Origin of the sequence: Vogesella oryzagri (assembly GCF_040148885.1) — a bacterium.
Taxonomy (GTDB): domain Bacteria; phylum Pseudomonadota; class Gammaproteobacteria; order Burkholderiales; family Chromobacteriaceae; genus Vogesella; species Vogesella oryzagri.
Genome location: NZ_JBEFLD010000001.1, coordinates 293,557 through 315,771, shown reverse-complemented (window position 1 = coordinate 315,771; position 22,215 = coordinate 293,557). Strand labels below are relative to the sequence as shown.

Genomic DNA, 22,215 nt, shown 5'->3' with positions numbered 1-22,215 from the left:
CTCCCGCTACAGTCCGGCCGTGCGCAGTAAAACCCGCTTGCCAACAAGGACAAGCAACGCCGCATCCGACACAACAAGGAGAGAAAAACCATGTGGTCACACGTCTATGACCCGCTAGGCAACCCCTGGCTATCGACCCTCGCCGCCAGCATTCCCGTTATCGTGCTGCTGGGCGCGCTGGGCATTTTTCACGTCAAGGCACACAAGGCCGCGTTGCTGGGTCTGGCCACCTCGCTGCTGGTGGCGGTAGGCATCTTCGGCATGCCGGCCGACATGGCCGCCAGCGCCACGCTGCTGGGTGCCGCCAACGGTCTGCTGCCGATCGGCTGGATCATCCTCAACGTGATCTTTCTGTACCAGCTCACCGAGCGCAAAGGTCAGTTCGCCATCCTGCGCGAGTCGATCTCCGGCATCACCACCGACCGTCGTCTGCAGCTCTTGCTGATCGCGTTCTGCTTCGGCGCCTTCTTTGAAGGTGCCGGCGGCTTCGGCACCCCGGTGGCCGTGACCGGCGCCATGCTGATCGGCCTGGGCTTCTCGCCGCTGGCCGCCTCCGGCCTGTCGCTGATCGCCAATACCGCGCCGGTGGCCTATGGCGCGCTGGGCACCCCGATCACCACCCTGGCCAAGGTTACTGGCCTGGACGTGCTGCAGATTTCGTCCATGGTTGGCCGCCAGATGACCATTTTTGCCATCATCGTGCCGTTCTGGCTGCTGATCGCGTTCTGCGGCTGGCGCAACACCATGCGCATCTGGCCGGCGGTACTGGTAGCAGGTCTGTCGTTCGCCATTCCGCAGCTGATCGTGTCCAACACCATGGGGCCGGAGCTGGTGGCCGTCATCGCCTCGGTATGCTCCATCACCGTGCTGGTGGCCTTCCTGAAAGTGTGGCACCCCAAGGAGATCTACACCTCCACCGCCGGCACCATGGGCGGCGAAGCGGCCAACGGCGCCAAGGCCATCGTGGCTGACAAGCATCATGGCTACAGCACTGGCGAGGTGATCCGTGCCTGGCTGCCGTGGCTGATCCTGTCGGTAGCGGTGTTCGCCTTCGGTTCGCCGTCGGTGAAGAAGGTACTGGACAGCATCTTCACGCTGGAGATCCAGTGGCCGGGCCTGCATAACCTGATCTACAAGATGCCGCCGGTTGTCACCGCGCCGCACCTGGAAGCCGCCATCTACAAGTTCAACCTGCTGTCCACCACCGGTACCGGCATCCTGGTAGCAGCACTGATCTCGGCGCTGATCATGGGCTACCGTCCGGGCCAGATGCTGAAGGTGTACAAGGAAACGTTCTGGTCGCTGCGTTTCTCGCTGATCACCATCGTCGCCATGCTGGCGCTGGGCTACGTTACCCGCTTCTCCGGCGTGGACATCACCCTGGGACTGGCGTTCTCGCATACCGGCGTGTTCTACCCGTTCTTCGGCACCCTGCTGGGCTGGCTGGGGGTGGCACTGACCGGCTCCGACACTGCGGCCAACGTGCTGTTCGGCGGCCTGCAGAAAGCCTCGGCACAACAGCTGGGCCTGTCGCCGATCCTGATGACCGCCGCCAACTCTTCCGGCGGCGTGATGGGCAAGATGATCGACGCGCAGTCCATCGTGGTGGCCTCCACCGCCACCCAGTACTACGGCAAGGAAGGCGTGATCCTGCGCTTCGTATTCTTCCACTCGCTGGCACTGGCCTGCCTGGTGGGTCTGGTGGTGTCGGCCATGGCCTACCTGCCACCGTTCACCAGCCTGGTGATTCACCCGTAACAGCGCAGCGCGCAAGCAAAACCCCGGTCAGCCGACCGGGGTTTTTTGTTGTTGACCACGCGGCCAACGTTGGCCGCAGCGGCTTTCTCCGCACCAGGGCGAGCATTGCGTCTGGCATGCGGCCATGCAGTCAAGACTTCAAATTTGCATGATTTTTGCCGATACTGACCGCATTATTCATCCACCATCAATAACAAGGGGGGCTCCATGTCCATCATCAAGGAATTCCGCGAATTCGCCATGCGCGGCAATGTCATCGATCTGGCTGTCGGTGTGGTAATCGGCGGTGCGTTCGGCGCCATCGTCAAATCACTGGTGGACGACGTAATCATGCCGCCCATCGGCATGCTGATCGGCAATGTCGACTTCGCCAACCTGTTCTTCGTGCTGAAGGAAGGCGCCAAGGCCGCCGCGCCGTATGCCTCGGTGGCCGCCGCCAAGGAAGCCGGTGCCATCACCCTCAACATCGGCCTGTTCATCAATGCGCTGGTCAGCTTCACCATCGTGGCGTTTGCCATCTTCATGCTGGTAAAAGTCATCAACCGCTTGAAGCGCGAAGAAAAAGCCGATGCCCCGGCCGAAGTCACCAGCAAGGAATGCCGCTACTGCCTGTCCAGCATCCCGCTGAAGGCCAGCCGCTGCCCATGCTGCACCTCGCAGCTGGATTGACCAGCTCGCCGCCATGACAAAGACCGCCCACGGGCGGCCTTGTTGCTGGATGCGGCCAACGTTGGCCGCAGGCGGGAGCCGGCTTAGCTGGCCTGGCTGCCGCCCAGCTGCGACTGCTGATAGTTGGCCAGCCCGGTCAGCTCGATCAGCTTCAGTTGCTGCTCCAGCCAATGCGCGTGATCGTTCTCGGTTTCTTCCAGCAGCACCATCAGCCCGTCGCGGGTCACGTAGTCGCGCTCTTTCTCACACACCGCGATCACATCCTTCAGCGCGCTGCCGACGCGGTATTCCACCTCCAGATCGTTGCGCAGCATGCTGGGCACATCCTCCCCCACCGCAATCGCCACCCGCTTGGCCACGTTCGGCTTGCCACCCAGAAACAGGATGCGGGCGATCAGGCTGCGGGCGTGCTCCAGCTCGTCCTCACGCTCGTGATCGATGCGCTCGAACAGCTTCATCAGGCCCCAGTCCTTGTACATCTCGGCATGGATGAAATACTGATCCGCCGCCGACAGCTCTTCTGCCAGTAGTTCGTTAAGCAGATCGATGATTTTGGGATGGCCTTGCATAGGGGTTTCCTTGTCTTTTTATCGTGACGACTGTGCCCGGATTCTAGACCAGTGCCGGAAAGATGTCTGTGTCCTTTCGCCGCCCCGGCACCGACCGACTAGGCCTTTCGGCGGTGGCGCGGGCAGGTTGGAGCCAGTACAATCGGGCGATCACGAGATTAAAGAATGCAGAACTGACGATGACTATCAAATCGGACAAGTGGATTCGCCGCATGGCGGAAGAACAGCGCATGATCGAGCCCTTCGTCTACGATCAGGTGAAGAATGTCGACGGGCAGAAGGTGATTTCCTTCGGCACCTCCAGCTATGGCTACGATATCCGCTGCGCCGACGAATTCAAGGTGTTCACCAACATCAACAGCACCATCGTCGATCCCAAGAATTTCGACCCGGACTCCTTCGTGGAAGTCTCCGGCAAGGGCTATTGCATCATCCCGCCCAACAGCTTCGCGCTGGCGCGCACCGTGGAGTACTTCCGTATTCCGCGCTCGGTGCTGACCGTGTGCCTGGGCAAGTCCACCTATGCCCGCTGCGGCATCATCGTCAACGTCACCCCATTCGAGCCGGAATGGGAAGGCTACGTGACGCTGGAGTTTTCCAACACCACCCCGCTGCCGGCCAAGATCTATGCCAACGAGGGCGTGGCGCAGGTGCTGTTCTTCGAGTCCGACGAAATTTGCGACGTGTCCTACAAGGACCGCGCCGGCAAGTACATGGGCCAGGTCGGTGTGACCCTGCCGCGCCCATAACGACAGACATTATCAAGAAGCGGCCACTTGGCCGCTTTTTTTATTGCGCAGGCGTTTCCCACTCGCATTTTGGGCGGCCTGTTCTAGGATGAAAGTCAGAGTCGGTCAGCTTTTTTTCCCGGCTTGGGCACAGCAAGCCGTTTCTTCCTGAGCGTTGTGGTTCCCCCTTGCCGCATCGCTCTTTTTTTAGCCCCAAGCCTATTAAGCAATTAAATTGCATACAATTTTTATTGCGCTACACTGCCGGCAAACCACCGCCAACATCGTTTATGACACTCTACCAATATCCACTGCATGGCCTGAATGGCCAAGACATCAATCTGGCCGACTTTCAGGATAAGGTTCTGCTGCTGGTCAACACCGCCAGCGCTTGCGGCTTTACCCCACAGTACGCCGAGCTGGAACAATTGCACCGCCAGTTTGCCGACGAGGGGCTGGTCGTTATCGGCTTCCCCTGCAACCAGTTCGGCGCCCAGGAGCCGGGCAGTGCTGCCGAGATCGGGGCGTTTTGCCAAAAGAATTACGGAGTCAGCTTTCTGCTGAGCGAAAAGATCGATGTCAACGGCCCGCAGGCGCACCCGCTCTGGCAGTACCTGAAGCAGCAACAGGCCGGCGTACTGGGCAGCCGCAACATCAAGTGGAATTTCACCAAGTTTCTGGTCGACCGCCACGGGCGGGTAGTTGGCCGCTACGGCTCCATCACCAAGCCACAGGCACTGGCCGAACACATCAAGGCACTGCTATGAAGCCGCAACTGCAACTGGACAAGCAACTGTGCTTTGCGTTGTATGCCGCCAGCCGCGCGATGACGCAGGCCTACCAACCGCTCCTGGCGCCACTGGGGCTGACCTATCCGCAGTATCTGGCGATGCTGGTGCTGTGGGAACAGGATGACATCAGCGTGAAACAACTGGGCGAGCGGCTGCATCTGGATTCCGGCACACTCACCCCGCTGCTGAAGCGGCTGGAAAATGCCGGGCTGCTGCAACGTCAGCGCAGCAGCGAGGATGAACGCAGCGTCGTCATCCGGCTCACGCTCGCCGGCAAGACGCTGGAGGAGCAAGCCGCGGCGATTCCGGCCACCCTGCTCTGCCGCTTTGGTGACGTCGGCAGCGACCACAGTGCGCAATTACGCGACACCCTGCACCAGCTTACCCGCCTGCTACAAGGCGGCACGCTGCCATAAACGCCGATGGCGCCCGCAGGCGCCATCTTCTTTATCGTGCGGCCACGTTGCTGGTGGCATCAAATGGATTCGCTGGCCCGCTGGCAGGGGCTATCGACCATCTGGCTGGCCATGGTCGCCAGATCGTCCAGATCTTCATCCAGGTGCGCCTGCATATGGCGTAGCGCGCCACGCAAGATGGCACCAGCCAACAATGCCTCATCGCACTGGAACACCTCGGCCATGGCGCGCAACTCGGCGCAGCATTCATGGCACAGCGGCACCGACAATTGCCGTACCGCCGGAGCATGCAGCAGCGGCACCAAGTCCTTGCCATCGGCCCGGTGCGCTTCCAGTTGTTTCACAAAATCGTAGAGAACGTCGGTCATAGCGAGCCTCCTGGTGAGAATGTTCACCACCAGCATGGCACATCAAGACAGGAAGCCAAGGCACAATTGGTTATAGCTTGATAACAGGCAATCAGCCCTCGCTGACCTCGCCGTCCAGGTAGCGCCAGGCACCCTCTTCCCGGATAAAACGGCTGTTTTCCTGCAGGCGGAATGCCCGACCGCCGACCTTGTAGCGCGCCACGAAGCGCACCGTGCCCGTGTTGTCGGCCGCCTGCCCGGCGCTCGTGTCCAGCAGCTGCAGCCCAAGCCACTTCACGCCAGCGTCGTCCGCCAGATCCAGTGTCGACGGGCGCGTGCTGCTGGCCCAACTTTGCAGCAGGTAGGCCTCGTCGCACCGCACGTAGGCACTGTAACGCGAGCGCATCAGCTGTGCCGCCGTGGCGGGCAAGGCGCCGAGATGAAACCGGCCACAACATTGGGCATAGGCTAAAGGTTGGCCGCAGGGACAAGCGTCGGCGGCAACGGATGGGACGGCCTTCTTCATTTGCCAACCGGCAGCGGTGGCAGGCCGTACACCTTGAACATGAACTGGGTAAACGCCGGATTGGCAGGTTTGCTCTGCAAGCCCGGCCAGCGGCGCTGCCAGTATTTCAGCCGGTCTTCCATTTGCTTGCGCGCGCTATCGCTATCGAGCTTGCCGGCATCGCGTAGTTGGGCAATCTGGTAGTAGAGGCGGTAAACATCGTCATCGACCAGGTTGCGCCCCACCAGTCGAATCCGCATCTCGCCCAGCTTTTCCGCCGCATCCACCCGCGTCAACTCGCCATTGCCTACCCTGTCAGCCAGACGGTTGGCTTCAGTCAGCAAGCTGTCCGCCGCGTTGGCGGTGCGCGATTGCGGCGTGGGCGCCGAGGAAGGGAAAGAGAATTGCGGCAGGTTGGCGCAGCCGGTCAGCACGCCAAGCAAAACGGCCATGAATAGTCTGTTCATGGCCGTTATTGTAGCGCGCTTTCGCCGTTTGTCAGGCCAGATGCTCGAACAGCGGGGTGGACAGATAACGCTCGCCGAACGACGGAATCACCACCACGATCAGCTTGCCGGCGTTTTCCGGACGCTTGGCCAGTTCCAGTGCCGCCCACACCGCCGCGCCGGACGAAATGCCGGTAAGAATGCCTTCCTGTGCCGCCATGGCGCGGGCAGTCTCGAACGCGTCATCGTTCTTCACGCGGATCACTTCGTCGTAGACGGTAGTATTCAGGATGGCCGGCACGAAACCAGCGCCGATGCCCTGAATCGGGTGCGGACCTTTCGCGCCACCGGACAGTACCGGCGATGCATCCGGCTCGACCGCCACGATCTGCACGCCCGGCTTGCGGGCTTTCAATACTTCGCCAACACCGGTAATGGTGCCGCCGGTACCCACGCCCGCCACGAAGATGTCCACCTGGCCATCGGTATCGACCCACACCTCTTCGGCGGTGGTGCGACGGTGGATCTCCGGGTTGGCCGGGTTCTCGAACTGCTGCGGCATGAAATGGGTGTCTGGATTGCTGTCCACGATTTCCTTGGCCTTGGCGATGGCACCGCCCATGCCATCCGGCCCCGGCGTCAGCACCAGCTCGGCACCGTAGGCGCGCAGTAGCTGGCGGCGTTCACGGCTCATGGTTTCCGGCATGGTGATCACCAGCTTGTAGCCACGCGCAGCACACACCATGGCCAGCCCGATACCGGTGTTGCCGGAGGTCGGCTCCACGATCACGGTATCCGGGCCAATCTTGCCGGCCGCTTCCGCCGCATCGATCATCGACACCGCGATACGGTCTTTCACGCTGTGCGCCGGGTTGTAGAACTCCAGTTTGGCAACCACGGTGGCGCCCACGCCAGCAGTGATGCGGTTCAGGCGGACCAGCGGGGTATTGCCGATCAGATCAGTTACGGTAGCGGCGATGCGCATGAGCATATTCTCCAATCCTGTTAACGGCCAATCCGTTATTCTCGATAATTCTAAACAGCCGGGGCAAGCTTAGCTAATACCAATTGCTGCTATGTTTTTTCCTAACTGCCAGCTTTAGCTGATGCCGGGCATTACCCGGCAGCCAGCCTGCCACACGGCTTCGTCGTACGCCACCAGCACAATGCGCTGCAGACTGTGCTCTTGCTGGTCTGTCAGCCAGTCGCTGATCTGCTGCCAGGCGATATTCATCGCCGATAGCGCCGGAAAGCCATACACGCCGCAGCTGATGGCCGGAAACGCGATGCTGCGCACGGCATTCTCCGCCGCCAGCTGCAGGCAGTTGCGGTAGCAGTTAGCGAGCAGGGTTTCTTCGCCCTCATCGCCGCCACGCCAGACCGGGCCCACGGTGTGGAACACATAGCGGCACGGTAGGCGAAAACCCGGCGTCAGCCGGACCTCGCCGGTCGGGCAGTGGCCGATATGCATGCAGGCCTGCAGCAGCTCCGGCCCGGCGGCACGGTGGATAGCGCCATCCACCCCGCCGCCGCCACGCAGGCCATTGTTGGCCGCATTGACGATGGCATCCACCTCCAGCCGGGTAATGTCGCCGCGCCATAATTCAATGGTGACGCCGTGCTTGCGTGTCAGCATGCCTGCCTCCTGGCGGCCAACCTTAGCCGCAACATCTGTTCTGCCGCCTGCGCCAGCCACGCTGTCGCGTGCTGCATGGCCTCTGCCAGGCTGGCCGGCTGCGGACACAGCGAGAAGCAGCCATCAAAGCTGGCCGCCAGTGCCGGGTTGTCCTCCACCGCGCCGGACAGCAGGCTGACCGGCACGCCTGCGGCGCGCGCCAGCTGCGCCACCAGCGCCGGCGCTTTGCCGTGCAGGGTCTGACTATCGCTGCGGCCTTCACCGGTAATCACCCAATCTGCAGCCGCAATCCTCTCCGCCAGCCCGGTAACCTCGGCCACTGCGGCAGCACCAGACTGCTGTCTTGCCCCCAGCCACTGCAGCGCAAAACCCATACCGCCGGCAGCACCGCCGCCAGCGACCTCCAGCGGCAAACCCGGCCGTTGTCGCAGCAGTGCCTGCGCCAGCGTCTGCAGTGCCGCATCAAATTGCGGCAGTTGCGCGGCGGCCAGCCCCTTCTGCGGGCCGAATACCGCGCTGGCGCCCTGCGGGCCGCACAGCGGATTGCTCACATCCGACCACACGACCAGTTCAAGCGTAGCCAGGCGCGGGTCGAGTCCGCTTTCATCAAAGTAGACTGCCTGCGGCCAACTTGCCGGCAAAGGCGGCAGCGGCTGGCCATCACGATCTCGCCACACGCCACCCAACGCGGCCAGCAGCCCGGCGCCGCCATCGTTAGTGCTGGAGCCGCCCAAGGCAATCGCCACCCGGCGGCAGCCCTGGTCCAGCAGCAGACGCAGCAGTTCACCCACGCCACCGCTATGGCGCTCGGCCAGCGTGCTGCGGCCAACGTCCGGCAGCCCCACCACCTGCGCCACCTCCAGTACCGCCAGGTCATCGCTGTGCAGCCACTGCACCTGCCGTGGCAGGCCTTCGGCATCGTGCACCAGCGCAGACTGCAGAGCGCCGGCACCGGCGCTGGCCAGCGCCTGCAGCGTGCCCTCACCGCCATCGGCCATCGGGCAGATATCCAGCACGATGTCCGGCAGAACGCGGCGCAGACCGCTTGCCACCGCGGCAGCAACCGCTGGCGCGGCCAGACTGCCCTTGAATGAATCCGGTGCCAATACACACCTCATGCGCCCTCCTCCAGCCAGCAAAACGTTGGCCGCAAAAAAACAAAAGCCCCGCGAATGCGGGGCTACAGTGTAAGGCGCAACAAGGGGTCAGCGCTTGCCGAAATGATACGGGGATTGCGCGTAGTACGGGTTCAGCGGGTGCCAACCGGACAGCGTCTTGCCGCCATTGCCCAGCCGGGCACGCACTGCGCCGGCAAAAAACGCCAGCACGCCACCCAACAACGGCAGGATAAAGAAATACAGCAGCACCAGGGCCAACAGGGTTTGCATGATCTGCTCCTTGAATAATGTGTATACATTATCCGTCATCCCGCCAACGCTGGCGTTCAGAAACAGGACATTGGTTTTGTGCAGTGCGACATAAAGCCCTCCGACCGCACCGTTAGCAGCAAACAAAAAGCCGCCCGAAGGCGGCTTTTTAGGATTGTCGTCCAGTCTGCGATTAGGCAGCGGAAACAACCACGATCTTCACGGCGGAAACCACGTCGTGGTGCAGAGCGACTTCCAGATCGTACTCACCGATGGCCTTCAGCGGGCCGTTCGGCAGACGAACTTCGAAACGCTTCACTTCAACGCCAGCAGCGGTAATGGCTTCGGCGATGTCAACGTTGGTTACGGAACCGAACAGACGGCCGTCAACGCCGGCTTTCTGAGCGATGGTGAAGGAAGCATCAACCAGTTTTTCAGCGCGAGCTTTAGCGTCGGCCAGAATGGCAGCCTGTTTGGCTTCCAGTTCGGCACGGCGAGCTTCGAACTCTTTCAGGTTGGCTTCGGTAGCGCGCTTGGCTTTACCGGTCGGGATCAGGAAGTTACGGGCATAGCCGTTCTTCACTTTAACAACGTCACCCAGAACGCCCAGGTTGGCTACTTGTTCGAGCAGAATGATTTGCATCTTGTCGTATCCTTATCCCGTTATTAGTGCTGGTCGGTGTACGGCAGGAAGGCCAGGAAGCGCGCGCGCTTGATGGCTTCGGACAGCTGGCGCTGGTAGCCAGTCTTGGTGCCGGTGATACGAGCCGGGATGATTTTGCCGTTTTCGGCGATGAAGTCTTTCAGGAGATCAACGGATTTGTAGTCGATTTCCTTGATACCTTCTGCCGTGAAGCGGCAGAACTTCTTGCGCTTGAAGAGTTGACGAGCCATTTGATTAACCTTTTACAAATTCAACGTATTCGATGTGTAGAACCAACCGCGGATTACGCAGACTGCGCTGACTCAGGAATCCGGCGCATTGCACCGTATTACCTGCCAGTCTGCCAGCAAACCGTTTTGCCATCTCACCCAGCAATACAGCCTGTATTTCACAGACCACATCGCGTTCCAGATTGGCGGCGCTTTGCCGGGACTGGTGTCTGAGCCACAATTCCAGCACCGGCAAGCCGGCGGGGGTGTATCTCAGACTGTCTTCGCGTTCGACCGTAGCGGTCAGTTCAAGTCGGTTCTGCAAGGATGCAGTAACGCCCGATTAGGCGGAAACTTCTGCTTCGGCTTGGCCTTCCAGCAGGTTCTTGGCCTTCTCGTCCTTCATCATCGGAGATGCTTCGGTGATAGCACGATTCATCTTGATGGTCAGGTGACGCAGAACGGCGTCGTTGAATTTGAAGGCGTGCTCGATCTCGGCCAGGGTTTCCGGAGCGCACTCAACGTTCATCAGAACGTAGTGAGCTTTGTGAACCTTCTGGATCGGGTAAGCCAGTTGACGACGGCCCCAATCTTCCAGACGATGGATAACGCCGCCAGCGTTCAGGACCATGCCCTTGTAACGCTCAACCATGGCGCCAACCTGTTCGCTCTGATCCGGATGGACGATGAACACGATTTCGTAATGCCGCATGTGAACTCCTTGTGGCTATAAAGCCCTTCGTCATGCGCGATAGCCGAAGGGCAAGGGTTAAAACCTGCAGATTATACGCAGTTGGCCGCAACAGGGCAAACAAAACCGTCCGTTACGGCCAAGCCGCCAAAATCGGCTGTGGTTTAATCCGCGATCACGTCGAAACCGGCATCCTCCACCGCCTGCTGCCAGGCCGCCGGCTGCGCGGCGCCGTGATAGTCCACCGTCACCGCCTTGCTGGCCAGATCCACCGTCACCGCGTCTACACCGGCCACCGCCAGCAGCGCGTTCTTCACCCCGTTGGCGCAACCGCCGCAGGTCATGCCATCCACTTTCAGTACTTGCTGCGTCATGATTTCTTGCTCCCGGTACCTGCGCTGTCTCAGCGCATCTTTTTCAGTAACTGCATCACCTCGGCGATCGCCTGCTCGCTATCACCCTCGCCGACGGCGCGGGCGACACAGCCCTTAAGGTGGTTTTCCAGCAACTGGTCGGCCACCGCATCCAGCGCCGAGCGCGCGGCGGCGATCTGCGTCAGCACGTCCACGCAGTAGCGGTCGGCCTCGATCATGCCGGCCACGCCGCGCACCTGACCTTCCAGCCGCGCCAGCCGCTTGAGCAAGGCCGCCTTGTCCGGCTGCACCACCTGCTTGTGGCTGCAGCAATCATCATGTTGATCTGTCATGTCTACTCCGTCAGAAAATCGATCTGCGCCATCATGCCCTGATCCTCATGCTCCAGAATATGGCAATGGAACATGCGCAGGCCCGGCTGCTGCTGGACAAAACGCAGCCGTACCGACTCGTTCGCCGCCACATTGACCACGTCACGCCAGGCCAGGAACGGCTCGTCCTCCCACACCCCGTCCACGGTACGTGCCAGCACCTGGAACTGGGTGCCATGCAGGTGGAACGGGTGATCCATGTGGGCATTGCCCTGCACCTCCCACTCCTCGATGCGGCCAACCTTGCCGGTGCCGTCGATGCGATTCATGTCATAGCTGCGGCCGTTGATCAGGAACATGGCCTTGGGGTCGGCCATGTTTTCCGACAGCACGATGCGGCGGCGGAAGCCCGGCTCAGCCAGCGGTGCCAGCGGACGCAACCGCGCCGGCAAGGCCTGCGTCGGCCTCATGCCGTGCGGCATGATGCCCGCCAGCACCTCATCGCGCTCCTGCTCCGGGTGCATCATCTTGCCGCGGCGATACGGCTGGCTGATCAGCCCGGCCGTCACACCATCGCGGAAGCGCCCGGTCACCACCAGCTCGGCGCGCGCGCCCGGCGGCAGCAGCAGGCTGTCGATCGGCTGCCCCTGCTCCAGCAGGCCGCCGTCGCTGCCGACCAGCAGCATGTCGTGTGCCGGCAGCGCCAATTTGAAGATGCGGCTGCTGGTCGCGTTCCAGATGCGCCAGCGCTGGCGCTCGCCTTGCGCCAGCGGAATCATCGGCTGCCAGGCGCCATTGATCAGTACATACTGCCCTTCGCGGCCATCGTGCAGATCGGCCATATCGTTGGCCGCCACCTGGCCGTCGGCATCCAGCTTCAGATCGGACAGCAGTAGGTGCTGCTCCGGCAAGTGGCGCAGCGGGTCGGCCTTGCTGCGCACGATCACCGCGCCGGCCAGGCCGCGAAACGCCTGCTCGGCGGTGTGGCCGTGCGGATGCGGGTGATACCAGTAGCTGCCGGCACAGCCGGCCGGCAGCGTGAAGCGGTATTGCCGCTGCGCACCGCTGGCAACCGGCGCCTGCGGGTTGCCATCCTGCTCCGGCGGTACCGGCATGCCATGCCAGTGGATGGTGGTAGGCTGCGGCAGCTGATTGGCAAAAGCGATGTCCACGCTGTCGCCCTCCCACAACTCAATCAGCGGGCCGGGCAGGCTGCCGTTATAGGCCCAGAACGTGGTCTGCCGCGCATCGCCCCACAAAGCGGTGACCAGCGGCGCGGCGACCAGGCTGGCCTGAAAGCGGCCGGCGTCCAGCGTCTCGTTGCTCAGCCGCGGCAATGCTGGCAGATGCTCACCGGCGGGCAGCGGCGGTAGCGCAGCCGCGGACGTGGCGCCGGGTGCCGACATGGCATGCCCCATGGCGGCGTGATCCATCGGCGCGGTATCGGCCAGCGCTTGCGGCACCAGCCAGGCGGCGCTGCCGGCGGCAGCAAACTGCAGAAAATCTCGGCGTTGCATAGACACTCTCCCGGATACGGACAGCGTCATCATATACCCCTTAAGGGTATATAGCCAACAGCCAGTCACACACCAGCGATACCCATGCACGCAGGCAAAAAGCGACCGGACAAAAAAAATTGGCCGCAACCCAGTTGCGGCCAACCTTGTCCGGCACAAACGGCGATCAGGACGCTTTCAGCACCCGCTGCCGACGGCTCTCGGACAGCACCATGCCGGAGGATACCGACACGTTGAGGCTTTCCACGGTGCCGAACATCGGGATCGACACCAGCACGTCGCAGTGCTCACGCGTCAGGCGGCGCATGCCCTCGCCTTCGGCACCCATCACCCAGGCCAGCGGGCCGGAGGCGTCGAAATGGTACAGGTCGCTATCCGCTTCCATGGTGGTGCCGGCGATCCACACCCCGGCGTCCTTCAGGTCGCGCAGGGTGCGCGCCAGATTGGTGACGGTGATGTAAGGCACCACCTCGGCGGCGCCGCAGGCCACCTTGGACACGGTGGCATTCAGCGTGGCGGAGCGGTCCTTGGGGGCGATCACCGCGTGCGCGCCCATGGCGTCGGCCACGCGCAGGCAGGCACCCAGGTTGTGCGGGTCGGTGACGCCGTCCAGGATCAGCAGCAGCGGCGGCTCGGCCAGGTTGTCCAGCACATCGTCCAGCGTCACGAAGTTCTGGTTGGCGTCGATCACCGCCACCACGCCCTGATGGCGCGCCTTGCCGGTCATGCTGTCCAGACGTTCCTTGTCGACGATGTGCGCCTTCACTTCCTCGCCGGCAGCCTTCTCCAGCACCGCCTGTGCCCGGGCGTCCTGACGACCGCCGGCCAGAAACACTTCCAGCACGCTTTTCGGGTTCTGCCACAGCCTGGCGTTAACGGCGTGGAAGCCGTGGATCAGTTTTTTATTGCTCATGGGGCACCGCCGTCAATCAGGGAACCGCGCATTTTACCTGCGAACCGCGACTAATGCGCCACTTCGCTGATATTCGCCTGCCGTGCGGCCAACCATTGCTGCAACTGCGCCACCGGCAGCGGCCGGCTGAAATGGTAGCCCTGCAGGATGGCGCAGCCGGCATTGGCCAGGAACACACTCTGCGCCGCGGTTTCCACCCCTTCGGCAATCACGGTGAACTTGAGCTTGCGCGCCATGGCGATGATGGCCTCGGTAATCGCCGCGCTGTCCTCGTCGTCCGGCAGCCCTTCCACGAAGGAGCGGTCCACCTTGAGGTAATCCAGCGGGTAGCGCTTGAGGGTGGACAGCGAGGAATAGCCGGTGCCGAAGTCGTCGATGGACAGCTTCACCCCCAGCGCCTTTAGCTCGCGCAGCAGCGACACCGCCTCCTGCGGATTGTGCATCAGCATGCTTTCGGTGATCTCCAGCTCCAGCCGCGAGGCGGCCAACCCGGTAACCGCCAGCACATCGTTGACCTCGTTCAGCAGCGTCTGCTGCTCGAACTGCCGCGCCGACAGGTTGACCGCCAGCCGCGGCACGCACAGCCCCATCTTGTCCCACGCCACCATCTGGTGGCAGGCCTCGCGCAGCACCCAGGCGCCGATCGGCTTGATCAACCCGGTTTCCTCCGCCAGCGGAATAAAGCGTCCGGGCGGCACCAGCCCCAGCTGCGGATGGCGCCAGCGCAGCAGGGCCTCCACCCCTTCCAGCCGCCCGCCCGCGCACGACACCTGCGGCTGGTAATGCAACTCGAACTCCTGCCGCTCCAGCGCCTGGCGCAGGCCGCTTTCCATCAGCAGGCGCTCGAAGGTCTGTGCATTCATCTGCGCATCGAAGAACTGGTAGGTGTTCTTGCCGGCTTCCTTGGCGCGGTACATCGCCGCGTCGGCGTTTTTCAGCAGCGAGGCGGCATCCACGCCGTCGTTGGGATAGACGCTGATGCCGATGCTGCCGCTGACGAACACCTCGTGCTCCTCGATGCGGATCGGCCGGGTGAGTGCGGCCAACACCTCCTCCGCCATGCGCCCCAGGCTGCCGTGGCCGTCGAAGTCGCGCACCACCAGGGTGAACTCGTCGCCGCCAAGGCGCGCCACCAGGCCAAAGCGCTCGGTGGACTGCGTCAGCCGCGCGGCGATCTCGTGCAGCACCTCGTCGCCGGCCTGGTGGCCGAAGGAGTCATTGATCAGCTTGAAACGGTCCAGGTCGATGAACATCAGCGCCAGCTGCGGTTCGTCCTCCACCGCCTCCAGAATGGCGGTGTCGATCGCCTCGATCAGCGCGCTGCGGTTGGGCAGTCGTGTCAGTGGATCGTGGCTGGCCAGAAACTGCAGCCGGTCCTCGGCCTGCTTGCGGCCGGTGATGTCGGAGAACACGCCAACGTAGTGCGATAGCTGGCCAAACGGGTCGCGCACCGCGCTGATCGACAGCTCGGCGATGTACGGGTCGCCGTTCTTGCGGCGATCGAACATCTCGCCCTTCCAGTGGCCGTCGCGCTCCAGCGCCTCCTGCAGCGCGCGGTTGCGCTCGCGGTTGGCGATGCGCAGCATGCGCGACACGCGGCCGATGGCCAGGTCCTGCTGGAAGCCGGTAATGCGAGTAAAGGCCTGATTCACCATCACGATGCGGCCTTCGCCGTCGGTGACCAGAATGCCTTCGGTGGCGTTGTCGAACACGGTGGCCGCCAGCCGCAGCTCGGCGCTGGCGGCAATGCGGTCGGAAATGTCCATCACCACGCCGATAATGGCCTTGTCGCCGTTGTAGTCGAACAGCCGGCTGTGTACCTCGACATCCACCGCGCCGCCATCGCGATGGCGGATGCGCGTGGTGTAGTGCATCACCTGGATGTTTTCGCGAATACGACGGCGAATCTGCGCGCGGATGCGCTCGTCCTCGCCCGGCATCAACAGCTGCTCGATGCCGCGGCCCAGTGCCTCTTCCGGCTCATAGCCGGCCATGGCGGCCAACTTGGGGTTCACATACACCAGCGCCTCGTGCTGGGTGATGTAGATGCCCACCAGCGATTGCTCCACCACCGCGCGGTACTGGTCCATCGCCTCCTGCAGCTGGCGCTCTTCCTCGGCGCGCTGGCTGATGTCCACCGAGATGCTGCCCACCCCGGCCGGCAGGCCGTCGCTGTCGAACAGCGGAAACACGCTGGACAGCATCAGGTAGTGGCGGCCGTTCACGGTGATCGGCTGCTCGAACTGGCGCGACTCCAAGCTGCGCATCACCTGCTGGTCGTGGCTATTGATCACCCCGGCCTCGTCCGGTGCAAACAGCTCGCGCGCGGTGCGCCCTTTCAGGAACTGCTGTGGCAGCCCCAGCAGACGGGCAAAGTTCAGGTTGACCAGCAGATAGCGGCCGTCCGGGTCTTTCAGCGTCATCAGGCTGGTGCTCTGATTGAGCAGCGATTCGAAGCGCGCCTGCACATCCTGCAGCAGGCGCTCACGGCGGCGGTAGCCATCGCCGAATACCGCCACCGCCAATGCCAGCAGGCCGAACAACAGCAGCGCCAGCGTGTTGCCAAGGTTGGCCGCCACGCCCCACACCGCGCCGCCCAGCAGCGCCGGCAACGAGAAAATGAACAGATACAGCGTGCCACTACCGGCCACGCCCACTAGCCCGGCGCGGATCGCGGCCAGGAACAGCACCGGCAACAACAGCAGCTGGCAGGTGGTGGCACAGTTGCCGCGACCCAGCCACCACAGCGTGGCGGCCAACGTTGCCGCCAGCGCCAACAAAGCCAGCAGTTCGCGACGCGCCTGGCGCACAGGAAAACCGGCATACAGCAGCGGCACCAGCAAGGACAGCGACAACCACAGCAGCAACAGGGTGCGCAGTGCCTCGATCACACTCAGCAGCGGCCACAGCACGGCATTGACCAGCAGTGCCGGCAGCAGCAGCCGCAGCGACAGCCGGGCAAGGGCAGACAGGGAATCAAGACGGAAATGGCTGGCGGGCAGCACGATGTGCAGCCCCAGCAGCATGACGCCGAACGAGGCCGACCACAGCAGCGCCGGCAGCAGCGGCATGGTCAGCAGGGCCACGGCGGTCGCCGGCACGCCCCACCACCACACCACCTGGAAGCGGCCGGCGGCAAAGCGCCAGGCCATGGCAGCGTGGGCGATGAACGCACCCGGCAACAGCGCATGCTGCCAGTCTCCTGGCCACAGCAGCATGCCGCCGACAAAGAAAATCATCGCGCTCAATGCGCTTACAGTGGATTTGTCCACGTCTCCCCGCTTCAAAGAAAAGCTACCCGTACCCCGGCTACCAGCGGCAGGGGGCGGCGATGGCAATAACAACGGATTGCAGTACACGGGTAAGCGGCCGGAAGCTGTATCTGTATTTTGTTGGCTGTCTTGCGCAGCCTGGATTCCGGCGCCGCACTATAATACCCGCCTCTTTGCGAATGTGTAGCGCTATGACCCCTCCTATGCCCGCCTGGCCACCAGCCGCCCAGAAGACCCGTCTTGCCCTGCCGGCCAGCAGCGCCGACAGCGCCCTGCTTGCTGCACTGCCGCAATCCGGCCTGCCAATGCTGGTGCTGACCGCCAGCGCCCAGGACGCGCAGCGCCTGCAGGCTGAGTTACCGTTCTTTCGCCCGGATTTGCGCATTGCACTATTGCCGGACTGGGAGACGCTGCCATACGACCACTTTTCGCCTCACGGCGACCTCATCTCCGAGCGGCTGGCCACGCTGTGGCAAATTCGCAATGGAGAGTGCGATGTGGTAATCGCCGCGGTGTCCACCGTGCTATCGCGGCTGGCGCCGGTGAGCTATCTGCTGGGGCGTACCTTCTGGCTGAAGCAGAAACAGCGGCTGGACGTGGACAAGCTGCGCGCCGACATGGTCACCGCCGGCTACCAGCACGTATCGCAGGTGGTGGCGCCGGGCGAGTTCTCCATCCGCGGCGGGCTGGTGGACCTGTTCCCGATGGGCAGCACCCTGCCCTACCGCATCGACCTGTTCGACGACGAGATCGACAGCCTGCGCACCTTCGACCCGGACACCCAGCGCACGCTGTACCCGGTGCCGGAGATCCGCCTGCTGCCGGCACGCGAATACCCCAGCGATGAGGATGGCATCACCACCTTCCGCCAGCACTACCGCGAACGCATTGAGGGCGACCCGTCCAAGAGCCGCATCTACAAGGATGTCACCGCCGGCTTGTGGCCGGCCGGCATCGAGTACTACCTGCCGCTGTTCTTCAGCGACACCGCCAGCGTGTTCGATTACCTGGGCACTGCGGCCAACCTGGTGCTGCACGGCGACGTGCTGGCCGAGGCGGAAAACTTCTGGCGCGACGCGCTATCGCGCTACCAGATGGCGCAGGGCGCGCCGGAACGCCCGGTGCTGCCGCCGGCCGACATCTTCCTGCGCCCGGACGAGCTGATGGCTGCCATCAAGCCGTACGCCCGCTTCGAGTTGGCCGCCGACGGCGACAATGAGCACTACCAGCGGCTGCCGGACCTGGGCGTGGACCGCCGCGCCGACAACCCGCTGACCAAACTGGACAACTACCTGCGCCGCTACCCCGGCCGGGTGCTGATCGGCGCCGAGAGCCTGGGCCGGCGCGAAACCCTGCAGCAGTTCCTGCGCGACAACGGCATCCAGCCCAAGGCCATGGACAGCTGGGCCGAGTTCCTCGCCAGCGACGACAAGCTGGGGCTGGCGGCCACGCCGCTGTACAGCGGCTTCGAACTGGCGGCGGCCAAGCTGGCCATCGTCACCGAGGCCGAGCTGTACCAGCACGTGGCACGCAGCCACGCCAAGCGCCGCAAGGCCGCCAGCTCCGACGCCATGCTACGCGACCTGGCCGAGGTGAAGATCGGCGACCCGGTGGTGCACGAGGCGCACGGCATCGGCCGCTACCTGGGGCTGGTGTCCATCGACCTGGGCGAAGGCGAAACCGAGATGATGCAGCTGGAGTACGCCGAGGGCGCCACGCTGTACGTGCCGGTATCGCAGCTGCAGCTGATCAGCCGCTACGCCGGCAACGCCAGCGACACGGTGCAACTGCACCGCCTGGGCAGCCCGGCATGGGACAAGGCCAAGAAGCGCGCGGCGGAAAAGGCGCGCGACACCGCCGCCGAACTCTTGAACCTGTACGCGCAGCGCGCGGCACGCGAAGGCCACGCCTTTACCCTGAGCCACCACGACTACGACGCCTTTGCCGCCGGCTTCGGCTTCGAGGAAACCATCGACCAGGCCGCGGCGATCGAGGCGGTGATCGGCGACATGACCAGCGGCAAGCCGATGGACCGGCTGGTATGCGGCGACGTCGGCTTCGGCAAGACCGAAGTGGCGCTGCGCGCCGCCTTCGTGGCGGTAATGGGCGGCAAGCAGGTGGCGGTGCTGGTGCCGACCACGCTGCTGGCCGAGCAGCACTTTCAGAACTTCTCCGACCGCTTTGCCGATTGGCCGGTGAAGATCGCCGAGCTGTCGCGCTTCAAGAATGCCAAGGAAGTCAAAGCCGCCATGGCCGGCCTGGCCGATGGCAGCATCGACATCGTGATCGGCACCCACAAGCTGGTGCAGCCGGATGTCGAGTTCAAGAACCTGGGGCTGGTGATCATCGACGAGGAGCACCGCTTTGGCGTGCGGCAGAAAGAGCAGCTCAAGCGCCTGCGCGCCAACGTCGACGTGCTCACCCTCACCGCTACGCCGATTCCGCGCACGCTGTCGATGGCGCTGGAAGGGCTGCGCGAATTCTCCGCCATCACCACCGCGCCCAGCCGCCGTCTGGCAGTAAAGACCTTCGTCAGCCCCTCCCGCAACGGCATCATCCGCGAGGCGATGCTGCGCGAATTCAAGCGCGGCGGGCAGGTGTTCTTCCTGCACAACGAGGTGGACACCATCGAGAACATGCGCGAAAAGCTGGCCGAACTGGTGCCGGAGGCGCGCATCGGCGTGGCGCACGGCCAGCTGCGCGAGCGCGAGCTGGAACAGGTGATGCGCGACTTCCTGCAGGTGCGCTACAACGTGCTGCTGTGCTCCACCATCATCGAGACCGGCATCGACATCCCCAACGCCAATACCATCCTGATCAACCGCGCCGACAAGTTCGGCCTGGCGCAGCTGCACCAGCTGCGCGGCCGGGTTGGCCGCAGTCACCACCAGGCCTATGCCTATCTGCTGACCCCGGACGGCATGACCAAGGACGCGCAGAAGCGACTGGAGGCGATCCAGGCGTCCGAGGAACTGGGCGCCGGCTTCTACCTGGCGATGCACGACCTGGAAATCCGCGGCGCCGGCGAGGTGCTGGGCGAAGGCCAGTCCGGCGAGATGCAGGAAGTCGGTTTCAGCCTGTTCACCGAGATGCTCAAGCAGGCGGTGCGCGACCTGAAAAAGGGCCGCGAGCCGGACCTGGACGCACCGCTGGGCGTCACCACCGAGATCAACCTACACAGCCCGGCGCTGCTGCCGGACGACTACTGCCCCGGGGTGCACGAGCGGCTGGTGATCTACAAACGGCTGGCCACCTGCGATAGCGAAGACGAGATCGACGCCATCCACGAGGAGCTGATAGACCGCTTCGGCCTGCCGCCGCAAAGCGTGAAGACGCTGATCGAAAGCCACCGCCTGCGCCTGGCAGCCAAGGAAATGGGGGTGCAGAAGCTGGACGCCAGCGAGGTGAGCATCCAGTTGACCTTCGTGAAGAACCCGCCGATCGACCCGGTGAAGATCATCATGCTGATCCAGAGCAAGCGCCACTACAAACTGGCCGGCCAGGACAAGCTGCGGGTGGAGCAGCCGCTGCCGGAAGTGGCGCAGCGCATCGGCAAGGTGAAGGAGCTGCTGAAGGAACTGGCGGCGTAAGCCAATGCGTTACAGCAGCAGCAAAACATGCGGCCAACCTTGCTATCAAGGTTGGCCGCAGTGTTATGTGGCGTCGCTTACGCCTCGGAGAAGTCCATCTCCGGCGGATTGCGGCGGAAACCGCCGGTGAGGTAGGCGAGGTACAGCATGCCCAGCCCCAGCCACACCAGCCCCAGCGTCAGCGCCTTGTGGTCCAGGCTGACCAGCAGCCACAGGTCGGCCAGTGCCCCCAGCGCCGGCAGCAGCAGGTAACGGATGAAATCGCGCGGCGCCGGGCTGCGGCGGCGCAGGTAGAAGTGCGCGATCACCGCCAGATTGATGCAGCTGAAGGCCAGGAAGGCGCCGAAGTTGATGAACGACACCGAGGTGGTCACGTCCATGAACAGCGCCAGCAAGGCCACCACGCCACACAGCAGGATGGCGGCCACCGGGGTCTGGAAGCGCGCGCTGAGCTGGCCGAACAGGGCACTGGGCAGCACGCCGTCGCGGCCCATGGCGTACAGCAGCCGCGAGGCACTGGCCTGCGCCGACAGGCCGGAGGCGAACTGGCCGATGATCAGCCCGATCAGGAAGATGGACACGAAGATGTCGCCGCCGATGTTCTTGGCGATTTCCGACGCTGCGGCATCGGTGGAGACAAACTGGTAGCCCGGATGCGCCAGCTGCACCGCGTAGGCGGTCACCACGAAGATGCCGCCGCCCAGCAGGGTGATCAGCATGATGGCGCGCGGGATCACCTGCTTGGGATTGATGGTTTCCTCGGTCAGCGTGGTCACCGCGTCAAAGCCGAGAAAGGAATAGCAGGCAATCGCCGCCCCGGCCAGCAGCAGGCCATGCGGTACGCCGGCCTGGTACAGCGGCGCCAGGCTGAACAGCGACTTGCTCGGATCGCCCCACACATAGTGAAAAGCCAGCGCCACGAATGCCACCAATACCAGAATCTGGATCAGCATCATCACGTAGTTGACGGTGTTGGCCAGCTTGATGCCGACGATATTGATGGCGGTGGTAATCACGATGAAGCCGATGATCCACAGCGCCATCGGCAGCTGCGGAAAGGCGCTGTTGAGGTAGACCGCGCCGAACAGCCAGATCACCATCGGCAGGAACAGGTAGTCCAGCAGCACCGCCCAGCCCACCAGAAAACCGGCCTTGGGGCTGATGGCCTTGCGCACATAGCTGTAGGCGGAGCCGGCCACCGGAAACTCGGCCGCCATCACACCATAGCTGCGCGCGGTCAGCAGCATGGCCACCAACGCCAGCAGATAGGCGCCGGCCACGGTGCCGTGGGTGCTGTCCGCCATGATGCCGAAGGTACCCAGCACGATGATCGGGGTCATGTAGGCCAGGCCAAACATCACCACCGAACTGAGCGTCAACGATCGTTTTAATGTGCTCATCTATTTCTCCTCTTGGCCCGCCGGCTACTTGCGGCGCGGTCG

General features: G+C 63.4%; 24 protein-coding genes. 6 read left to right on the top strand and 18 right to left on the bottom strand.

Going from position 1 to position 22,215, the window contains the following annotated elements; genetic code table 11:
- The first annotated feature begins 90 nt into the window (after positions 1 to 90).
- Together ABNW52_RS01590 and mscL are read left to right on the top strand one after the other, a co-directional pair.
- Positions 91 to 1,758, top strand: a complete 1,668-nt coding sequence (locus ABNW52_RS01590; RefSeq protein WP_349583075.1) for an L-lactate permease — start codon at positions 91 to 93, stop codon at positions 1,756 to 1,758.
- A gap of 207 nt (positions 1,759 to 1,965) precedes the next feature.
- On the top strand, positions 1,966 to 2,427 hold the full coding sequence (gene mscL, locus ABNW52_RS01585; RefSeq protein WP_349583072.1) for a large conductance mechanosensitive channel protein MscL: 462 nt from the start codon (positions 1,966 to 1,968) through the stop codon (positions 2,425 to 2,427).
- A gap of 83 nt (positions 2,428 to 2,510) precedes the next feature.
- Here mscL and bfr read toward each other — a convergent pair whose 3' ends face one another.
- Positions 2,511 to 2,996 (bottom strand): bacterioferritin, encoded by a 486-nt coding sequence (gene bfr, locus ABNW52_RS01580; RefSeq protein ID WP_349583069.1) that lies wholly within the window; start codon positions 2,994 to 2,996, stop codon positions 2,511 to 2,513.
- Positions 2,997 to 3,175: 179 nt separating this feature from the next.
- Between bfr and dcd the strand changes: the two genes are divergently transcribed.
- From dcd to ABNW52_RS01565, 3 genes are all read left to right on the top strand, one after another.
- Entirely contained in the window at positions 3,176 to 3,745 is a 570-nt protein-coding gene (gene dcd / locus ABNW52_RS01575; protein ID WP_349583067.1) for a dCTP deaminase, read from the top strand.
- A 269-nt stretch (positions 3,746 to 4,014) separates the two neighbouring features.
- Complete coding sequence (locus ABNW52_RS01570) at positions 4,015 to 4,491, top strand: glutathione peroxidase (RefSeq protein ID WP_349583065.1); 477 nt, start codon at positions 4,015 to 4,017, stop codon at positions 4,489 to 4,491.
- Positions 4,488 to 4,931 carry a MarR family winged helix-turn-helix transcriptional regulator gene (locus tag ABNW52_RS01565; protein WP_349583062.1) on the top strand — a complete coding sequence of 148 codons (444 nt, stop codon included), beginning with the start codon at positions 4,488 to 4,490 and terminating at the stop codon, positions 4,929 to 4,931. Before ABNW52_RS01570 ends, ABNW52_RS01565 begins: the two co-directional genes overlap by 4 nt.
- 59 nt (positions 4,932 to 4,990) lie before the next feature.
- On the opposite strand, the gene ABNW52_RS01560 is transcribed toward ABNW52_RS01565, so the two are convergent.
- The 16 genes from ABNW52_RS01560 to ABNW52_RS01485 form a co-directional block, all read right to left on the bottom strand.
- Complete coding sequence (locus ABNW52_RS01560) at positions 4,991 to 5,299, bottom strand: hypothetical protein (protein ID WP_349583060.1); 309 nt, start codon at positions 5,297 to 5,299, stop codon at positions 4,991 to 4,993.
- Positions 5,300 to 5,390: 91 nt separating this feature from the next.
- Entirely contained in the window at positions 5,391 to 5,804 is a 414-nt protein-coding gene (locus ABNW52_RS01555; protein ID WP_349583058.1) for a YchJ family protein, read from the bottom strand.
- Positions 5,801 to 6,235 carry a hypothetical protein gene (locus ABNW52_RS01550; protein WP_349583056.1) on the bottom strand — a complete coding sequence of 145 codons (435 nt, stop codon included), beginning with the start codon at positions 6,233 to 6,235 and terminating at the stop codon, positions 5,801 to 5,803. The genes ABNW52_RS01555 and ABNW52_RS01550 overlap by 4 nt, the downstream gene beginning before the upstream one ends.
- A 46-nt stretch (positions 6,236 to 6,281) precedes the next feature.
- Positions 6,282 to 7,214, bottom strand: a complete 933-nt coding sequence (cysK, locus tag ABNW52_RS01545; protein WP_349583650.1) for a cysteine synthase A — start codon at positions 7,212 to 7,214, stop codon at positions 6,282 to 6,284.
- 114 nt (positions 7,215 to 7,328) lie between these two features.
- Positions 7,329 to 7,865, bottom strand: coding sequence for an O-acetyl-ADP-ribose deacetylase (locus ABNW52_RS01540; RefSeq protein WP_349583053.1), 537 nt, complete (start codon positions 7,863 to 7,865; stop codon positions 7,329 to 7,331).
- Complete coding sequence (locus ABNW52_RS01535) at positions 7,859 to 8,983, bottom strand: glycerate kinase (protein WP_349583050.1); 1,125 nt, start codon at positions 8,981 to 8,983, stop codon at positions 7,859 to 7,861. The genes ABNW52_RS01540 and ABNW52_RS01535 overlap by 7 nt, the downstream gene beginning before the upstream one ends.
- 87 nt (positions 8,984 to 9,070) lie before the next feature.
- A complete protein-coding gene (locus ABNW52_RS01530) occupies positions 9,071 to 9,253 on the bottom strand; it encodes a hypothetical protein (protein ID WP_349583047.1) in 183 nt (60 codons plus the stop codon).
- Positions 9,254 to 9,425: 172 nt separating this feature from the next.
- Positions 9,426 to 9,875: a 50S ribosomal protein L9 gene (rplI, locus tag ABNW52_RS01525; RefSeq protein WP_349583045.1), complete on the bottom strand. Its 450-nt coding sequence runs from the start codon at positions 9,873 to 9,875 to the stop codon at positions 9,426 to 9,428.
- Positions 9,876 to 9,898: 23 nt separating this feature from the next.
- Positions 9,899 to 10,126, bottom strand: a complete 228-nt coding sequence (gene rpsR / locus ABNW52_RS01520) for a 30S ribosomal protein S18 (protein ID WP_088966962.1) — start codon at positions 10,124 to 10,126, stop codon at positions 9,899 to 9,901.
- Between the two features lie 4 nt (positions 10,127 to 10,130).
- Positions 10,131 to 10,430, bottom strand: coding sequence for a primosomal replication protein N (gene priB / locus ABNW52_RS01515; RefSeq protein ID WP_349583042.1), 300 nt, complete (start codon positions 10,428 to 10,430; stop codon positions 10,131 to 10,133).
- Between the two features lie 18 nt (positions 10,431 to 10,448).
- A complete protein-coding gene (gene rpsF, locus ABNW52_RS01510; protein ID WP_349583039.1) occupies positions 10,449 to 10,817 on the bottom strand; it encodes a 30S ribosomal protein S6 in 369 nt (122 codons plus the stop codon).
- Between the two features lie 143 nt (positions 10,818 to 10,960).
- Entirely contained in the window at positions 10,961 to 11,170 is a 210-nt protein-coding gene (locus ABNW52_RS01505) for a heavy-metal-associated domain-containing protein (protein WP_349583036.1), read from the bottom strand.
- Between the two features lie 29 nt (positions 11,171 to 11,199).
- Positions 11,200 to 11,502, bottom strand: coding sequence for a metal-sensitive transcriptional regulator (locus ABNW52_RS01500; RefSeq protein WP_349583033.1), 303 nt, complete (start codon positions 11,500 to 11,502; stop codon positions 11,200 to 11,202).
- A gap of 2 nt (positions 11,503 to 11,504) precedes the next feature.
- Complete coding sequence (locus ABNW52_RS01495; protein WP_349583031.1) at positions 11,505 to 12,998, bottom strand: multicopper oxidase family protein; 1,494 nt, start codon at positions 12,996 to 12,998, stop codon at positions 11,505 to 11,507.
- A gap of 166 nt (positions 12,999 to 13,164) precedes the next feature.
- Positions 13,165 to 13,911 (bottom strand): 23S rRNA (guanosine(2251)-2'-O)-methyltransferase RlmB, encoded by a 747-nt coding sequence (gene rlmB / locus ABNW52_RS01490; RefSeq protein WP_349583028.1) that lies wholly within the window; start codon positions 13,909 to 13,911, stop codon positions 13,165 to 13,167.
- A gap of 50 nt (positions 13,912 to 13,961) precedes the next feature.
- The gene (locus ABNW52_RS01485) at positions 13,962 to 17,183 is read right to left on the bottom strand and encodes a sensor domain-containing protein (RefSeq protein ID WP_349583025.1); all 3,222 of its coding nucleotides are present in this window, start codon (positions 17,181 to 17,183) and stop codon (positions 13,962 to 13,964) included.
- A 191-nt stretch (positions 17,184 to 17,374) separates the two neighbouring features.
- On the opposite strand from ABNW52_RS01485, the gene mfd reads away from it, so the two are divergent.
- On the top strand, positions 17,375 to 20,773 hold the full coding sequence (gene mfd, locus ABNW52_RS01480; protein ID WP_349583022.1) for a transcription-repair coupling factor: 3,399 nt from the start codon (positions 17,375 to 17,377) through the stop codon (positions 20,771 to 20,773).
- Positions 20,774 to 20,850: 77 nt separating this feature from the next.
- Here the strand turns inward: mfd and ABNW52_RS01475 are convergent, their stop codons facing one another.
- Positions 20,851 to 22,173 (bottom strand): APC family permease, encoded by a 1,323-nt coding sequence (locus tag ABNW52_RS01475; protein WP_349583019.1) that lies wholly within the window; start codon positions 22,171 to 22,173, stop codon positions 20,851 to 20,853.
- Positions 22,174 to 22,215 lie beyond the last annotated feature (42 nt).

What these genes read in the sequence shown, in the direction of transcription:
- ABNW52_RS01590 (WP_349583075.1), top strand. Translation starts at nt 91, where the DNA reads ATGTGGTCACACGTCTATGACCCGCTAGGCAACCCCTGGCTATCGACC.
- mscL (WP_349583072.1), top strand. Translation starts at nt 1,966, where the DNA reads ATGTCCATCATCAAGGAATTCCGCGAATTCGCCATGCGCGGCAATGTC.
- bfr (WP_349583069.1), bottom strand. Translation starts at nt 2,996, where the DNA reads ATGCAAGGCCATCCCAAAATCATCGATCTGCTTAACGAACTACTGGCA.
- dcd (WP_349583067.1), top strand. Translation starts at nt 3,176, where the DNA reads ATGACTATCAAATCGGACAAGTGGATTCGCCGCATGGCGGAAGAACAG.
- ABNW52_RS01570 (WP_349583065.1), top strand. Translation starts at nt 4,015, where the DNA reads ATGACACTCTACCAATATCCACTGCATGGCCTGAATGGCCAAGACATC.
- ABNW52_RS01565 (WP_349583062.1), top strand. Translation starts at nt 4,488, where the DNA reads ATGAAGCCGCAACTGCAACTGGACAAGCAACTGTGCTTTGCGTTGTAT.
- ABNW52_RS01560 (WP_349583060.1), bottom strand. Translation starts at nt 5,299, where the DNA reads ATGACCGACGTTCTCTACGATTTTGTGAAACAACTGGAAGCGCACCGG.
- ABNW52_RS01555 (WP_349583058.1), bottom strand. Translation starts at nt 5,804, where the DNA reads ATGAAGAAGGCCGTCCCATCCGTTGCCGCCGACGCTTGTCCCTGCGGC.
- ABNW52_RS01550 (WP_349583056.1), bottom strand. Translation starts at nt 6,235, where the DNA reads ATGGCCGTTTTGCTTGGCGTGCTGACCGGCTGCGCCAACCTGCCGCAA.
- cysK (WP_349583650.1), bottom strand. Translation starts at nt 7,214, where the DNA reads ATGCGCATCGCCGCTACCGTAACTGATCTGATCGGCAATACCCCGCTG.
- ABNW52_RS01540 (WP_349583053.1), bottom strand. Translation starts at nt 7,865, where the DNA reads ATGCTGACACGCAAGCACGGCGTCACCATTGAATTATGGCGCGGCGAC.
- ABNW52_RS01535 (WP_349583050.1), bottom strand. Translation starts at nt 8,983, where the DNA reads ATGAGGTGTGTATTGGCACCGGATTCATTCAAGGGCAGTCTGGCCGCG.
- ABNW52_RS01530 (WP_349583047.1), bottom strand. Translation starts at nt 9,253, where the DNA reads ATGCAAACCCTGTTGGCCCTGGTGCTGCTGTATTTCTTTATCCTGCCG.
- rplI (WP_349583045.1), bottom strand. Translation starts at nt 9,875, where the DNA reads ATGCAAATCATTCTGCTCGAACAAGTAGCCAACCTGGGCGTTCTGGGT.
- rpsR (WP_088966962.1), bottom strand. Translation starts at nt 10,126, where the DNA reads ATGGCTCGTCAACTCTTCAAGCGCAAGAAGTTCTGCCGCTTCACGGCA.
- rpsF (WP_349583039.1), bottom strand. Translation starts at nt 10,817, where the DNA reads ATGCGGCATTACGAAATCGTGTTCATCGTCCATCCGGATCAGAGCGAA.
- ABNW52_RS01505 (WP_349583036.1), bottom strand. Translation starts at nt 11,170, where the DNA reads ATGACGCAGCAAGTACTGAAAGTGGATGGCATGACCTGCGGCGGTTGC.
- ABNW52_RS01500 (WP_349583033.1), bottom strand. Translation starts at nt 11,502, where the DNA reads ATGACAGATCAACATGATGATTGCTGCAGCCACAAGCAGGTGGTGCAG.
- ABNW52_RS01495 (WP_349583031.1), bottom strand. Translation starts at nt 12,998, where the DNA reads ATGCAACGCCGAGATTTTCTGCAGTTTGCTGCCGCCGGCAGCGCCGCC.
- rlmB (WP_349583028.1), bottom strand. Translation starts at nt 13,911, where the DNA reads ATGAGCAATAAAAAACTGATCCACGGCTTCCACGCCGTTAACGCCAGG.
- mfd (WP_349583022.1), top strand. Translation starts at nt 17,375, where the DNA reads ATGACCCCTCCTATGCCCGCCTGGCCACCAGCCGCCCAGAAGACCCGT.
- ABNW52_RS01475 (WP_349583019.1), bottom strand. Translation starts at nt 22,173, where the DNA reads ATGAGCACATTAAAACGATCGTTGACGCTCAGTTCGGTGGTGATGTTT.